Raw genomic sequence first — 13,540 nt, 5'->3', positions numbered from 1 at the left:
AAGTACCATCGACGAGGAGGCGAACATGAGCGCCAATCGGAACTTCCTGCAGGAACTGCTGAGCGGTATCGTCAGCCGCGGCCGGCACCGCACCAGTGAACCGGCGACCCCGGCCCAGAGCCTGGCGGCCCTGACCCGGGCCTGCGAGACCCTGATGCAGCCCGGCGGCGAGGCCTCGCGCATCCTCGTCGCCCAGCAGGCGCTGAGCCACTATGCGGGCCTCGACGCCGAGCAACGCCGCGCCTTCTTCGCGCTGCTAGCCGAGGAGTATGCCGCCGACCCCGAGGCGATCCACGCCGCCTATGCCGCCTACCGGGAGGACGAGGGCAACGCCACCCTGCAGCGCCTCTTCGCCGCCTGCGAGCCACGCCGCCAACGCCTGCTGCGGCGCCTCAACCTCTGCCCCGGCGGCACCTACGAGCTGGTCAAGATGCGCGCCGACCTGCTCGGCCTGCTCCGGGAGGCCCCGGAGTTGGCGCCCCTGGACGCCGACTTCGCCCACCTCTTCGGCTCCTGGTTCAACCGCGGCTTCCTGATGCTGGAGAGCATCGACTGGAACACCCCGGCGGCCATCCTCGAGAAACTGATCCACTACGAGGCGGTGCATGAGATCCGCGACTGGAGCGACCTGCGCCGCCGTCTCGACCCGGAGGATCGCCGCTGCTACGCCTTCTTCCACCCGGCCACCGGCGACGAGCCGCTGATCTTCGTGGAGGTGGCGCTGTGCCGCGGCATTCCCGGGGATATCCAGGGCATCCTGGCGGATGGCGAGGAGCTGCCCGCCGAGGCGGCGGATACCGCCGTCTTCTACAGCATCAGCAACTGCCAGCGCGGCCTGAAGGGCATCTCCTTCGGCAACTTCCTGATCAAGCAGGTGGTCCAGGAACTCAAGCGGGAGCTGCCCAACCTCTCCCAGTTCGTCACCCTGTCGCCGGTGCCCGGCTTCGCCGCCTGGCTGGATAGCGCGCGGGAGGCGGGCCAGTGCCGCCTCTCCCCCGCCGCCGAGGCGGCCCTGGCGGACGACGCCTGGGTGCAGGACGAGGCCGCCCGCCAGGTCCTGGAACCGGAGCTTCGCGCCCTGGCCGCCCACTACTTCCTCGAAGCCAAGCACCGCAGCGGCCTGCCGCTGGACCCGGTGGCACGCTTCCACCTGGGTAACGGCGCCAGCCTGCACCGCCTCAACTGGCCCGGCGACACCTCCGCCAAGGGGCGCCGCCAAGCCCACGGCCTGATGGTCAACTACCGCTACGAGCTGGAGCGCATCGAGCAGAACCACGAGGCCTTTAGCCGCGACGGCAGCATCGCCTGCCCCAATGAACTGCGCCGCCTGGCGAGTCGCGCCAGGCCGCTGCTCGGCGAACCCCATAACGCCTGATACTCCCTTCGCGAGAGAGAACACCATGAATCACAACCTCTACCTGCAGTTCCTGCCCCACTTCCAGCGCCAGCCGGATAAGCCCCTGATCGAGTCCCCCGAAGGCCAGGGGTACACCTATGGCGAGGCCCAGGCACGGGCCCGGCGCCTGGCCGGCGCCCTGCGCGAACTGGGCGTCACTCCCGGCGAGCGGGTCGCGGTGCAGGTCGACAAGAGCCCGGAGGCGATCCTGCTCTACCTGGCCTGTCTTCAGATCGGCGCCGTCTACCTGCCGCTGAACACCGCCTATACCGGCGCCGAGATCGAGTACTTCCTGGGCGATGCCGAGCCGCGCCTCTATGTGTGCCGCCCCAAGGCCCTGGCGGAGGCCCGCCAGCTGGCCGCCGCCTGCGGCGTGCCCCGGGTGGAGTCCCTCGGCAGTGCGGGGGACGGCAGCCTGCTGGAGAAGGCCGACCGGGCCGAGCCCTGGGAGCAGGTCGCCGAGATCGGCGAACGCGACCTGGCGGCGATCCTCTACACCTCCGGCACCACCGGGCGCTCCAAGGGCGCCATGCTCAGCCACCTCAACCTGGCCTCCAACAGCCGCGCCCTGGCCGAGGCCTGGCGCTACACCGCCGATGACCACCTGCTGCATGCCCTGCCGATCTTCCATACCCACGGCCTCTTCGTGGCCTGCAATATCACCCTGACCACGGGCGCCGCCATGACCTTCCTGCCCAAGCTGGACGTGGAGCAACTGATCGGGCTGATGCCCCGGGCCACGGTGCTGATGGGGGTGCCCACCTTCTATACCCGGCTGCTGCAGTCGCCGCGCCTCGATCGCGATGCCGTGTCTAACATGCGCCTCTTCGTCTCCGGCTCGGCGCCGCTGCTGGCGGAGACCCACCAGGCGTTCGAGGCCCGCACCGGCCACGCCATCCTCGAGCGCTACGGCATGACCGAGACCAATATGAACACCTCCAACCCCTACGAGGGCGCGCGCCGCCCCGGCACCGTGGGCCTGCCGCTGCCGGGGGTGGAGCTGCGCATCAGCGACCGGGAAAGCGGCGCCGAGCTGCCCCGGGGCGAGACCGGCATGGTCGAGCTGCGCGGCCCCAACGTCTTCCAGGGCTACTGGCGCATGCCGGAGAAGACCCGCGCCGAGTTCCGCGATGACGGCTTCTTTATCACCGGCGACCTGGGGCGCATCGACGCGCACGGCTACCTGCAGATCGTCGGTCGCGACAAGGACCTGGTGATCTCCGGCGGCTACAACGTCTACCCCAAGGAGGTGGAACAACTAATCGATGACCTGCCCGGGGTGGTGGAGTCGGCGGTAATCGGCGTGCCCCACCCGGACCTGGGCGAGGGGGTCACCGCCGTGGTGGTGGCCGAGGGCGACCTGGACGAGGCCACAATACTGGCGGCCCTGGGCGACCGACTGGCCCGCTACAAGCAGCCCAAGCGCGTCTTCTTCGTCGATGCCCTGCCCCGCAACGTCATGGGCAAGGTACAGAAGAAGCAGCTCCGCGAGACCTATGCCGAGCTCTACCAGCCGCTGGCCAGCCAGGCGTAAGGCGAGCCCGAGGAGATGATGACAATGACAACCGCTCCGACGCCCACCCGGGCCCCCTACCACCTCCCCGAGCCGGTGACCTGGGATGCCCTGACCCTCTCCCGGGTGATCCATGCCCGGGAGCTCTCCTGCCGCGAGGTGATGACCACCTACCTGGCGCATATCGCCGCCTGCAATCCCGGAGTCAACGCCATCGTCTCGCTGCGCGACGAAACCGAGCTGCTCGCCGAGGCCGAGGAGTGCGACCGGGAACTGGCTCGGGGTCGATCCCGAGGCTGGCTCCACGGCATCCCCCAGGCGATCAAGGATCTCTCCGCCACCGCCGGGCTGCGCACTACCCTGGGCTCGCCGCTGTTCGCCGACCAGGTGCCCGAGCACGACAGCATCATGGCGGCACGCCTGAAACGCGACGGCGCCCTGATCATCGGCAAGACCAATACCCCGGAGTTCGGCCTGGGCTCCCATACCTACAACCCGGTGTTCGGTGCCACCCGCAACGCCTACGACCCCAGCAAGAGCGCCGGCGGCTCCAGCGGCGGCGCCGCCGCGGCGCTCGCCATGCGCCTGCTGCCGGTGGCCGACGGCAGCGACATGATGGGCTCGCTGCGCAACCCCGCCGCCTACCACAATGTCTTCGGCCTGCGCCCCTCCTTCGGCCGGGTGCCCCTGGGCCCACTGCCGGAGAACTTCGGCCACCAGCTGGCCACCGAGGGGCCCATGGCGCGCAGCGTGGCGGATCTCGCCCGGCTGCTGGCCACCCAGGCCGGCCACGACCCGCGGCTGCCGCTGTCGCTGACGGAGGACCCGGCCCGCTTCGCCGGCTCGCTGGCCCGCGACGTGCGCGGCCTGCGGATCGGCTGGCTGGGGGACTGGGGCGGCCACCTGCCCATGGAGCCTGGCATCCTGCCCCTCTGCGAGCAGACGCTCGCCACCTTCCGCGATCTGGGCTGCGCGGTGGAGGTGGCCGACCCCGGCTTCCCGGCAGAGCGGCTCTGGGAGGCCTGGGTGACCCTGCGCCAGTGGATGGTGGCCGGCAACCTGGCGCCCCTCCACGCCGACCCGGCCAAGCGCGAGTGCCTCAAACCCGAGGCCCGGTGGGAGGTGGAAGGCGGCCTGGCGCGCTCGGCCCTGGAGATCCACCAGGCCAACCAGACTCGCAGCGCCTGGCATGTCCGGCTGCTCGAACTCTTCGAGACCTACGATTTCCTGGCCCTGCCCAGCGCTCAGGTCTTCCCCTTCCCGGTGGAAGAGCACTGGCCCCGGGAGATCGCCGGTCGCTCCATGGACACCTATCACCGCTGGATGGAGGTGGTGGTGCCCGGCTCGCTCTCCGGCGGCCCGGTGATCAGCCTGCCCGCCGGCTTCAACGCCAATGGCTTGCCCATGGGCCTGCAGTTGATCGGCCGCCCCCGGGACGACCTCGGCGTGCTGCAACTGGCCCACGCCTATGAACAGGCGGCGGGGGACTGGCTGCGACGCCTACCCGAGTTCTCTCCCGACCGGTAACCCGACCCAGCCCGCATGCTCCTTGCCCGCGCCTTCCCGAAGGCGCGGGACGACGCCCTGCGCCCGCGACCCGGGCGTTCAACCCCGGCCATAGCAAGAGCCATAACAATGAGAAGCCCCATGACGACTCGACTCACTTCCCGACTCGCCCTCTGCCTCGTCCCGACCCTGGCGCTCAGCGCCCAGGCCTCGCCATCACCGGACGAGGCCAGCGCCAGCCTCCAGTACCGCAACTACTACTGGGACGAGAATCCCCGGGACGGCGTCGGCCCCACCCGGGACGAATGGGTGCATGGCCTGCTGCTGGAGTTGGACTCCGGCGAGATCCACGACACCTTCGGCGTCGAGCTGGGCCTGGGCGCCGCCGACGCCCTCTCCGTGGGCAGCGGTGCCGACAATATCACCAACCTGCGACCCGGCGACTCGGTACAGGATCCCCATGGCATCGCCAAGGTGACCCGCGCCTACCTGCGCGCCGAGTTCGGTAACGACCACCACCGACTGCGCCTGGGGGCCGGCAAGCAGACCCGCCGCCACCGCCTCTATGCCGACAACACCAATCGCATCCTTCCCGCCGCTTCCCTCGGCTACGACCTGACCTATGAAGTGGGAGATCTCGAGCTTTACCTGTCGCGAATCGAGCGCTTTAGCCGCCGCGACGATTCCGGCTGGGGAGATCGGCTGAGCACCTTCGACGGCCGCGAGATCGACGCGGTCAACCTGGCCGGCGTCGATTATGCCCTGCCCGCCGACCTGCGCCTGGAGGCCGAGTACCTGGAGAGCGACGACTACCTTCGCCAGGGTCTGGTCCGCCTGAGCCACCAGGCTCGACTGGGCGAGGACCTGACACTCCACAGCCAGGTGGCCCACGGCCGCCAGGACGATGCCGGCGAGCACTTCGAGACCCAGGGCATCCCCGGCCTCTACCCCGCCGCCGACGGCCATGACGCCCGCTACAACGAGTTCGGCCTGCGCCTGACCCATCGCGACAAGTACCTGGGGCTGGCCCATACCCGGGTCTGGGGAGGCAACTACGACCGCCTGCTGTTCGCCGATGACCACGGCCACTGGGACAGCGCCGCCAATAACTTCTACCGCTTCGGCCTGGAGGGCGAGGCGATGTGGAAGGTCTCCACCGGCCTCGGCTTCGCCGACCTGGGCCTGCCCGGGCTACGCTGGGACGGCCACTACGCCGTCTCCGACGAGGCCACCGGCTTCAGCGACTTCTCCCGCCGAGAGTGGCAGAGCGTGCTGCAGTACCGCTTCGCCGGCGCCCTGGACGGCCTGAGCCTGGCCTGGCTCTACGTCAACCACGACACCGACGGCGAGCCCGCCGCCGTCGACGGCAAGGCCCCCACCTTCGGCCCCGCCGGCCTGATCACCCACGAGGCCAACCGCCTCTACCTGACCTACCGCTACGCCTTCTAGGTTCACCGAAGCTAGTCAGCGGCGGTCCTGCCAGAAGAGCGCGAACAGCTCCGACTGGGAGTTGATGCCGAGTTTGGCGTAGAGATGCTTCTTGTGGGCGCGCACCGTCTCCACGGAGATCGCCAGGTGCCGGGCGATCTCCTTGGTGGTACAGCCCGCCAGCATCAGCTGACTCACCTCCCGTTCACGCTCGGTCAGGGCGCGCTGGGCATCCTGGGCCAGGGTAGCGCCCTGGCGAGGGTGCCAGGGATGGGGCCCCGGCTGGTCCTCCTCGAGGGCCTCGAAATGGCTGCGCTGGCGCATCAGCGCCAGCAGCCAAGGCTGCACCAGGGCGAGCAGACCGAGGGCATCGTGATCGAAGGGTGCCACCGAGCCCAGGGAGAGACAGAGGGTACGCTCGTCGTCCAGCACGCAGTTGAACTGAACCTCATCGGCGACGATATTGCGGCGGAAGTAACGCTGGTAGTACTCGGTGCGGGTGAACCCCTGGGGCGCCACGTCCGCCAAGGTATAAAGCCCGGAGCGCCCACGCCCCTTGGCGTCGATATAGAAGGGGTCGAGCAGATAGAGGCCGCGCTGATAGTCCTGGAAGAGGGTCTCGTCGGCACCGTCGTCCTCGTCGCTCTCGGCGAGGATACGCGGCGGTCGGTGATCGAAGAACACCAGCGCCACCCAGGTATTGAAGTCGAGGTGCCGCTCCAACAAGCGCACCACGGCGAGCCAGAACGCCTCCCGATCCAGCGCTTCCACCAGGCCGGCGAAGGCACGATGCCAGCCTAGGGCCGCCAGCGCCGTCTGCCGCGGGGGCCGTCTCTCGTGGTGATCCTGCTCGGACATCGTTCGTCTCCCGTCGGCCTCATGGATTCTCCTGCCCCTGGGGGGGTACCCCACTCAGGGGATAGGCGGAGTCGCGGTTATCCGGATACTGATAGGCAACGGATAACAACACGACTCGGAGTCTTCCATGCAGATAACCCTGGCACAACTGGCCGGCCGCGAAGGCGATATCGACCATAACCTCTCCCGGGCCCTGGAGTGCCTGCAGCGGCACGGTGCCCCGGGCTCCCTGATGATCTTCCCGGAGACCCACCTGACCGGCTTCGCCGAGCCCGGTCATGTCACGGATCGCGCCCTGACCCTGGACGGACCGGAGCTGGGCGCCCTGATCGACGCCAGTCGCGAGCGGGACACCGCCCTGGCCATCGGCCTGCTCGAACGCGACGGTGAACGGGTCTTCAACACCACCGTGCTGATCACCCCCGAGCGGGGCCTGACCCTGCGTTACCGCAAGACCCACCTATGGCCGGACGAGCGCGACCTGGTGACACCAGGCGACGACCTGAGCTGCGCCGAATGGCGCGGCCGCCGCCTGGGCCTGCTGATCTGCTACGACCTGGAGTTCCCCGAGCCGGCCCGGGCCCTGGCACAGATGGGCACCGACCTGCTGGTGGTCACCAACGGCAACATGGACCCCTACGGTCCCGTGCATGCCCGCGCCGCCCAGGCCCGCGCCCAGGAGAACCAGTGTTTCCTGGCCATGACCAACCGGGTCGGCGAGGGGGCAGGGCTGCGCTTCGCCGGCGAGAGCGCCCTGGTGGCACCCTGCGGCGAGGTGCGCTTCCGCGCCGGCCGCGCCGAGGGCGTGACCCGCCTGACCCTGGACGAGACCGAGCTGACCGCGGCACGCCGCGACTACCACTACCTGCGCGACCGGCGCCTCCCACTGGCCGGCCACGCGGAGGAGACCGCGCTGGGCCGCGTCTGGCGCCTCCCCTAATCCGCCCCTCCCCAGCATCACAACAACCACAAGCAGGAGACGACACTCATGCCTCAGATGAAACCCACCCTCTCCCTCGGCCAGGTCGTGTTGTTCGGCCTGGCCTACATGACCCCGATCATCGTACTGGGCACCTTCGGGGTCCTGGCCACCCTGACCGAGGGCGCCGTCTCGGGGGCCTATATCGCCGCCCTGGTGGCCATGCTGTTCACCGCCCATAGCTATGGCCGCATGGCCAGCGCCTACCCGGTGGCGGGCTCGGCCTACGCCTATGTGCGCCACGCCATCGACGACCGACTGGGCTTTATCGCCGGCTGGGTGATCCTGCTCGACTACCTCTTCCTGCCCATGGTGATCTGGCTGATCGGCGCCGCCTACCTGCATTCGGCCTTCCCCGCGGTGCCGACGGCACTCTGGCTGCTGGCCTTTATCGGCGTGACCACCGCGATCAATATCCTCGGCCTCAGGCTGGCCAGCGCCGTGAATGGGGTGATGATGCTGATCCAGCTACTGGTGCTGGTCGCCTTCGTGGGGCTGTGCATGCACTATGTGCTCGGCGACCCCAGCCAGCCCTTCTGGAGCCTGACGCCTTTCCTCGGCGCCGAGTCCGCCTCGCTGCCGCTGCTGATGGCCGGCGCCGCCGTGGCCTGCTACTCCTTCCTCGGCTTCGATGCCGTCACCACCCTCACCGAGGAGACCAAGGACCCTCAGCGCACCCTGCCCCGGGCGGTGCTGCTGATCACCCTGTGTGGCGGCCTGATCTTCGTCGTCGTCTCCTACTTCGTGCAGCTGGCCGCCCCGGGTTCCGACTTCGCCAATCCGGACGCCGCCGCCTACGAGATCGCCCGCAATATCGGCGGCGACATCTTCGTCTCGCTGTTCCTGATCGGCCTGGTGGTGGGACAGTTCGCCTCCGGCATCGCCGCCCAGGCCAGCGGCGGCCGGCTGCTCTACGCCATGGGCCGCGACGGCGTCCTGCCGCGCCGCCTGCTGGGCCGCCTGGGGCGTTTCAACACCCCGGTGGGCGGCCTCTGCCTGAGCGGTGCCGTGGCCCTGCTGGCGCTGACCTTGGACGTGCTCTCGGCGGCCTCCTTTATCAACTTCGGCGCCTTCACCGCCTTCGCCCTGGTCAACCTGGCGGTGATCTTCCAGTACTACCTGAAGGACCACCGCCGCCATGGCCTGGACGCCTTCTGGTTCCTGCTCTGCCCACTGGTCGGGCTGGGCGCCATCCTCTGGCTGATGTTCAGTCTCGACGGCACCGCCATCACGCTCGGCGGCCTGTGGCTGGCCTGCGGCCTGAGCTGGCTCGCCTGGCTGACCCGCGGCTTCCGCCAACCCACCCCGGAGCTGCGCCTGGAGACCTGAACCAAGCGGCAACGCAGAAACCACGAGGGGAGGCCATGATGGCCTCCTCTCGTGGTGTTTTTCACGGTGTCACGTCGATCACAGGAAGCCGCTATGGCGAATATCGCCCTCCACCAGGGTGAGCAGGGCGCGGCCCTTGAGGGGCCGACCCAGCAGCGGGGTGTTGAGACCCGCGGAGCGCAGGGTATCGCCGCTCGGCGTCCACTCGGCCTCGGGGTCGAAGACCGCCAGGTCGGCGGCCTCGCCGGCGGCCAGGCCGCCGCCGCCTTGGCCGAGCACCCGGGCCGGGCCCAGGGAGAGCCGCGCCGCCAGGGTCAGGGGGTCGAGCACGCCCTCGTCCACCAGCGCCTGGCCCAGGGCCCAGACCGTCTCCAGGCTGCTCATGCCGGGCTCGGAGGCGGCGAAGGGGGCCAGCTTGGCGGCCTGCTCGTGGGGCAGGTGGCCGCTGACGATGGCATCGATGCGGCCATCGGCCACGCCCTGACACAGGGCCTGGCGATCCGCCTCGCGGCGCAGCGGCGGCTCCAGGTGGAAGTTGGCGTCGAAGCCGGCCAGGGTGGCGTCGGTCCAGTGCAGCTGGGCCATGGTCACGTCGCAGGTCACCGGCAGGCCGCGGGCCTTGGCCTCGGCGACCATCTCCAGGCCCCGGGCGGTGGAGAGGTGGGCCACATGGGCGCGCACCCCGGTCTGCTCGATCAGCAGCAGCCACTGGGCCAGGGCGGTGGTCTCGGCGCTCTCGGGAATGCCGGGCAGGCCGAGCCGCGAGGCCAGGGCGCCCTCATGGGCGCAGCCGCCGGCGGCCAGGGCCGCCTCCTGGGCCTGGAAGTGCACCGGGATATCGTGGGTGGCGGCGTACTCCAGGCAACGGCGCAGCACCCGGGCATCGGCCAGGGGCCGGCGCAGGTTGGTCAGGGCCACGCAGCCGGCGCCCTGGAGGCCGGCCATATTGGCCAGCAGCCGTCCCTCCAGGCCCTGGGTCAGGGCCCCCAGGGGCACCACCCGCACGCCGTTCACCTCCTGGGCGCGGTCGTGCAGGGTGCGTACCTGGGAGGCGCTGTCGAGCACCGGGCTGGTGTCGGGACGCACCGCCACCCGGGTGTAGCCGCCGGCCAGGGCGGCGGCGGACTCGCTCTCCAGGCTGCCCTTGTAGCGGGGGCCGGGCTCGCGCAGCTGGGCGCCGATATCCACCAGGCCCGGCAGCAGCCACTTGCCGGAGAGCTCCAGCACCTTCTCGGCGTGGAAGTCGGGGTGAGCATCCAGGCCGACGATACGCCCGGCGGCCAGGTGCAGGTCGGTGACGCGATCGATGCCGCTGGCCGGGTCGATCACCCGGGCGCCCTTGAGTGTTAATTTCATACCTGCGCCTCCTGCCGCCGCTGCGCCCCGGCCCGTCCACCCATGACGACACCCTGGTGCCATTTCATAACTCTCATCACTGCGTCTCCTGCCGCCGCTGTTCCCGCTCCCGCGTCTGCCCGCTGACCGCCATCGACAGCACCGCCATGCGCACGGCGATGCCGTTGGTGACCTGGTCGAGGATCACCGAGCGGGGGCCGTCGGCCACCGCGGACTCGATCTCCACGCCGCGGTTGATCGGCCCCGGGTGCATGACGATGGCCTCCGGGTGGGCCCAGGCCAGGCTGTCCCGGGTCAGGCCGTAGTGACGGTAGAACTCGCTCTCAGAGGGCAACAGGGCGCCATCCATGCGCTCCTTCTGCAGGCGCAGGGCGATCACCACGTCGGCGCCGGCCAGGCCCTCGCTCAGGCGGGTGAAGACCCGGCAGCCCAGGGCCTCGACGTCCACCGGCAGCAGGGTGCGCGGCGCCACCACCCGCACCTCGGCGGCGCCCAGGGTGTTGAGGGCGAGGATCTGCGACCGCGCCACCCGGGAGTGGAGGATATCGCCGACGATGGCCACCCGCAGGCGGGAAAAATCCCCCTTGTGGCGGCGGATGGTCAGCATGTCGAGCATCGCCTGGGTGGGGTGGGCATGGCGCCCGTCGCCGGCGTTGATGATCGCCACCCGGGGGGTCACCTGGCTGGCGATGAAATGGGCGGCGCCGGAGTCGGAGTGGCGCACCACGAAGGCGTCCGCCTGCATCGCCTCGAGGTTCTGCAGGGTGTCCAGCAGGGTCTCGCCCTTGGCGGTGGAGGAAGTCTTGATATCCAGGTTGAGCACGTCCGCCGAGAGGCGCTTGGCGGCCAGCTCGAAGGTCGCCCGGGTGCGGGTGGAGTTCTCGAAGAAGAGGTTGGCCACCGTCTTGCCGCGCAGCAGCGGCACCTTCTTGACCTGGGCCTCCTGGACGCCACGGAAGCTGTCGGCGGTGTCGAGGATCTCGGTGAGCAGCGCCTTGGGCAGGCCCTCGATATCGATGAAATGGCGCAGCCGGCCATCATCGCCGAGCTGGACCTGGGCCGGGGTGCCCGGGCGGGATGCGGGGTCGATCACGGAGCCTCCTGGAAGATCAGCGTCGCTCGACCAGCGACAGGGTAAGGGGATCGGGGCCCTGGAGCTTGACCCGCTGGCCCGGGGCCAGGCTCAGCTCGGCGCCGCAGGCGTCGGGCTGGATGGGCAGCTCGCGGCCCGGCAGGGAGAGCAGGCTGGCCAGCAGCACGCGGCGCGGCCGGCCGTAGTCGAAGAGCTCGTTGAGGGCGGCACGGATGGTGCGCCCGGACATGATGACGTCGTCCACCAGCAGGATATCGCGACCCTCCACCGCGAAGGGCAAGTCGCTCGCGCGGATGCCCTCCGGCAGGCCCTGGTGATCGAAGTCGTCGCGCCAGAAGCCGATATCCAGGGTGCCCAGGGGCGTGGGCAGGCCCAGGCGCATATGCAGTTGCTCGGCGACCCAGACGCCGCCGGTGTGGATGCCCACCACGGCCAGCCGGTCGCGGTCCACCGCCAGGCGGTCGAGGCACAGCTCGAGGCGCGCCTCGAGGCTGTCGAGCAGGGCGGGTATCTCGGGGAGTGTCATCGTGAAATCCTTTAGGTATGGCTGTGGCGGCCGCCGGGCAGGCCCTCGCGGCCGGCGAACCAGCCCTCGAGGATCAGCACCGCGGCCAGGCCGTCGATGCCGTCTTCCCGGTAGTTGCCGCGGTGGCCCTGTTCCCGGGCGATGGCCTTGGCCTCGCGGGTGGAGCCGCGCTCGTCGACCAGCTCGCAGGGCTTGCCGTAGCGACCATAGAGGCGCTTGCCGAACTTGCGGGCGCGGGTGCTCATCTCCGACTCGCTGCCGTCCATGTTGATCGGCAGCCCGACCACGAAGAGGTCGGGACGCCACTCCTCCACCAGCCGCGTCACCTGGGCCCAGTCGGGGATGCCGTCCCGGGCCGGCAGCGGTTCCAGCTCCCGGGCGCTGTGGATCAACTCGTTGCCCACCGCCACGCCGATGCGCCGAGTGCCGAAGTCGAAGGCCAGGATCAGTCGCTCGCCCGCCGCGGCCATCAGGAGTGCCCCGCCTCGCGGCTCATCAGGGTCAGGTCGACGCCCAGGGCCCCGGCGGCGGCCTGCAGGCGCTGCTCCGGGGGCACCGAGAAGAGGATATCGGCGTTGCCCTCCACGGTGAGCCAGCTGTTCTCCTTGAGCTCGTCCTCCAGCTGGCCCGCTTCCCAGCCGGCGCAGCCCAGACAGACCAGGAACTGGCTGGGGCCACGCCCCTCGGCCAGGGCCTTGAGCATGTCCAGGGAGGTGGTCAGGGCGATGTCCTCGGTGACCTGGATGCTGGAGTCCCAGTCGGCACTGCTGCCGCGATGCAGGATAAAGCCGCGATCCTTGTGCACCGGGCCGCCGAAGTAGACCGGCGCCTCGGCATGATGAGGCATGTCACCGCCCAGCTCGAGCTGGTCGAAGAGGGCGTCCAGGGTGATCTCCATGGGGCGGTTGACGATCACCCCCATGGTGCCGTTGTCGTCGTAGTCGCACAGGTAGCTGAGGCTGCCGGCGAAGTTGGGATCCTCGAGCTGCGGCATGGCCAGCAGGAAATGATTCTTCAAGCTTTGCATGGGTCTCCCGGGCGTCAGGGCACGCCGAAGTCGTTGCCTTTCCCGAAGCGCCAGACGCGCGTGATGGAGAGGCTGTCGAGGCCGGCCATCTCGCCATCGAAGGGCGGGTAGGGGCCGGCGTCGCGCACCGTGGTCAGGGCGGCCTGGTCGAGCTCGGGGTGTCCCGAGGATTGTACCACCTCTATCCGGCGCAACTGACCCTCGCGGCCCACCACCACGCGAATCCGCAGCTGCCCCTCCAGGACCGGCGACAGGCGGTAATGGCGATTGCCGAAGGCCTCCACCTGGCGGGTCCAGGCGGCGATATAACGCGCCTCGGCGGCCTCCCGGGCGGCCAGTTGGCCGAGCTCGTCCTCCTCCCCGGCGAGGCTCGCCTCGGGGCCGGCATCCCGGGCCGCCTGCCCCCGCTCGCCACTGGCCGCCTCGCGGGTCGCCGCGAAGCTGCCCGGGGACAGGGGGTCGGCCTGAGCCGGGGCGGGGGCCGCGTCCGGGGCCGCGCCGCTCAGCGTCTCGGGGGCCGGCGCGGCAC

The 13,540-nt window shown here is 70.0% G+C and carries 13 protein-coding genes; 6 read left to right on the top strand and 7 right to left on the bottom strand.

Going from position 1 to position 13,540, the window contains the following annotated elements; all coding sequences use genetic code 11:
* The first annotated feature begins 25 nt into the window (after positions 1 to 25).
* The 4 genes from HPA02_RS09980 (at position 26) to HPA02_RS09965 (ending at position 5,864) form a co-directional block, all read left to right on the top strand.
* Complete coding sequence (locus HPA02_RS09980; RefSeq protein WP_146803042.1) at positions 26 to 1,375, top strand: malonyl-CoA decarboxylase; 1,350 nt, start codon at positions 26 to 28, stop codon at positions 1,373 to 1,375.
* A 25-nt stretch (positions 1,376 to 1,400) separates the two neighbouring features.
* Positions 1,401 to 2,930 (top strand): malonate--CoA ligase, encoded by a 1,530-nt coding sequence (locus HPA02_RS09975; protein WP_146803041.1) that lies wholly within the window; start codon positions 1,401 to 1,403, stop codon positions 2,928 to 2,930.
* A 24-nt stretch (positions 2,931 to 2,954) separates the two neighbouring features.
* Positions 2,955 to 4,436: an amidase gene (locus HPA02_RS09970; protein WP_146803040.1), complete on the top strand. Its 1,482-nt coding sequence runs from the start codon at positions 2,955 to 2,957 to the stop codon at positions 4,434 to 4,436.
* A 120-nt stretch (positions 4,437 to 4,556) separates the two neighbouring features.
* Entirely contained in the window at positions 4,557 to 5,864 is a 1,308-nt protein-coding gene (locus HPA02_RS09965) for an OprD family outer membrane porin (RefSeq protein WP_186809966.1), read from the top strand.
* A gap of 15 nt (positions 5,865 to 5,879) precedes the next feature.
* Here the strand turns inward: HPA02_RS09965 and HPA02_RS09960 are convergent, their stop codons facing one another.
* A complete protein-coding gene (locus HPA02_RS09960; RefSeq protein WP_146803038.1) occupies positions 5,880 to 6,701 on the bottom strand; it encodes a helix-turn-helix transcriptional regulator in 822 nt (273 codons plus the stop codon).
* 127 nt (positions 6,702 to 6,828) lie between these two features.
* Here HPA02_RS09960 and HPA02_RS09955 point away from each other — a divergent pair, with 127 nt between their 5' ends.
* Positions 6,829 to 7,641, top strand: a complete 813-nt coding sequence (locus HPA02_RS09955) for a carbon-nitrogen hydrolase family protein (protein ID WP_146803037.1) — start codon at positions 6,829 to 6,831, stop codon at positions 7,639 to 7,641.
* Positions 7,642 to 7,689: 48 nt separating this feature from the next.
* Positions 7,690 to 9,009, top strand: a complete 1,320-nt coding sequence (locus HPA02_RS09950) for an APC family permease (protein ID WP_146803036.1) — start codon at positions 7,690 to 7,692, stop codon at positions 9,007 to 9,009.
* Between the two features lie 78 nt (positions 9,010 to 9,087).
* On the opposite strand, the gene HPA02_RS09945 is transcribed toward HPA02_RS09950, so the two are convergent.
* From HPA02_RS09945 to HPA02_RS09920, 6 genes are all read right to left on the bottom strand, one after another.
* Entirely contained in the window at positions 9,088 to 10,365 is a 1,278-nt protein-coding gene (locus HPA02_RS09945; protein WP_146803035.1) for a dihydroorotase, read from the bottom strand.
* Between the two features lie 76 nt (positions 10,366 to 10,441).
* Entirely contained in the window at positions 10,442 to 11,458 is a 1,017-nt protein-coding gene (locus HPA02_RS09940; RefSeq protein ID WP_244945903.1) for an aspartate carbamoyltransferase catalytic subunit, read from the bottom strand.
* A gap of 16 nt (positions 11,459 to 11,474) precedes the next feature.
* Positions 11,475 to 11,984 (bottom strand): bifunctional pyr operon transcriptional regulator/uracil phosphoribosyltransferase PyrR, encoded by a 510-nt coding sequence (pyrR, locus tag HPA02_RS09935; protein WP_146803034.1) that lies wholly within the window; start codon positions 11,982 to 11,984, stop codon positions 11,475 to 11,477.
* Positions 11,985 to 11,995: 11 nt separating this feature from the next.
* The gene (ruvX, locus tag HPA02_RS09930; RefSeq protein WP_146803033.1) at positions 11,996 to 12,454 is read right to left on the bottom strand and encodes a Holliday junction resolvase RuvX; all 459 of its coding nucleotides are present in this window, start codon (positions 12,452 to 12,454) and stop codon (positions 11,996 to 11,998) included.
* Positions 12,454 to 13,011 carry a YqgE/AlgH family protein gene (locus HPA02_RS09925; RefSeq protein WP_146803032.1) on the bottom strand — a complete coding sequence of 186 codons (558 nt, stop codon included), beginning with the start codon at positions 13,009 to 13,011 and terminating at the stop codon, positions 12,454 to 12,456. The genes ruvX and HPA02_RS09925 overlap by 1 nt, the downstream gene beginning before the upstream one ends.
* Positions 13,012 to 13,025: 14 nt before the next feature.
* On the bottom strand, positions 13,026 to 13,540 hold a 515-nt coding region (locus HPA02_RS09920), incomplete at its 5' end, for a cell envelope integrity TolA family protein (RefSeq protein WP_146803031.1).

Origin of the sequence: Bisbaumannia pacifica (genome assembly GCF_007989625.1) — a bacterium.
In the GTDB taxonomy this organism is placed as follows: Bacteria; Pseudomonadota; Gammaproteobacteria; order Pseudomonadales; family Halomonadaceae; genus Bisbaumannia; species Bisbaumannia pacifica.
This window is presented reverse-complemented; position numbering and strand designations above follow the sequence as displayed.

Coding starts and splice junctions, on each gene's coding strand:
- HPA02_RS09980 (WP_146803042.1), top strand. CDS start 26: ATGAGCGCCAATCGGAACTTCCTGCAGGAACTGCTGAGCGGTATCGTC.
- HPA02_RS09975 (WP_146803041.1), top strand. CDS start 1,401: ATGAATCACAACCTCTACCTGCAGTTCCTGCCCCACTTCCAGCGCCAG.
- HPA02_RS09970 (WP_146803040.1), top strand. CDS start 2,955: ATGACAACCGCTCCGACGCCCACCCGGGCCCCCTACCACCTCCCCGAG.
- HPA02_RS09965 (WP_186809966.1), top strand. CDS start 4,557: ATGACGACTCGACTCACTTCCCGACTCGCCCTCTGCCTCGTCCCGACC.
- HPA02_RS09960 (WP_146803038.1), bottom strand. CDS start 6,701: ATGTCCGAGCAGGATCACCACGAGAGACGGCCCCCGCGGCAGACGGCG.
- HPA02_RS09955 (WP_146803037.1), top strand. CDS start 6,829: ATGCAGATAACCCTGGCACAACTGGCCGGCCGCGAAGGCGATATCGAC.
- HPA02_RS09950 (WP_146803036.1), top strand. CDS start 7,690: ATGCCTCAGATGAAACCCACCCTCTCCCTCGGCCAGGTCGTGTTGTTC.
- HPA02_RS09945 (WP_146803035.1), bottom strand. CDS start 10,365: ATGAAATTAACACTCAAGGGCGCCCGGGTGATCGACCCGGCCAGCGGC.
- pyrR (WP_146803034.1), bottom strand. CDS start 11,984: ATGACACTCCCCGAGATACCCGCCCTGCTCGACAGCCTCGAGGCGCGC.
- ruvX (WP_146803033.1), bottom strand. CDS start 12,454: ATGGCCGCGGCGGGCGAGCGACTGATCCTGGCCTTCGACTTCGGCACT.
- HPA02_RS09925 (WP_146803032.1), bottom strand. CDS start 13,011: ATGCAAAGCTTGAAGAATCATTTCCTGCTGGCCATGCCGCAGCTCGAG.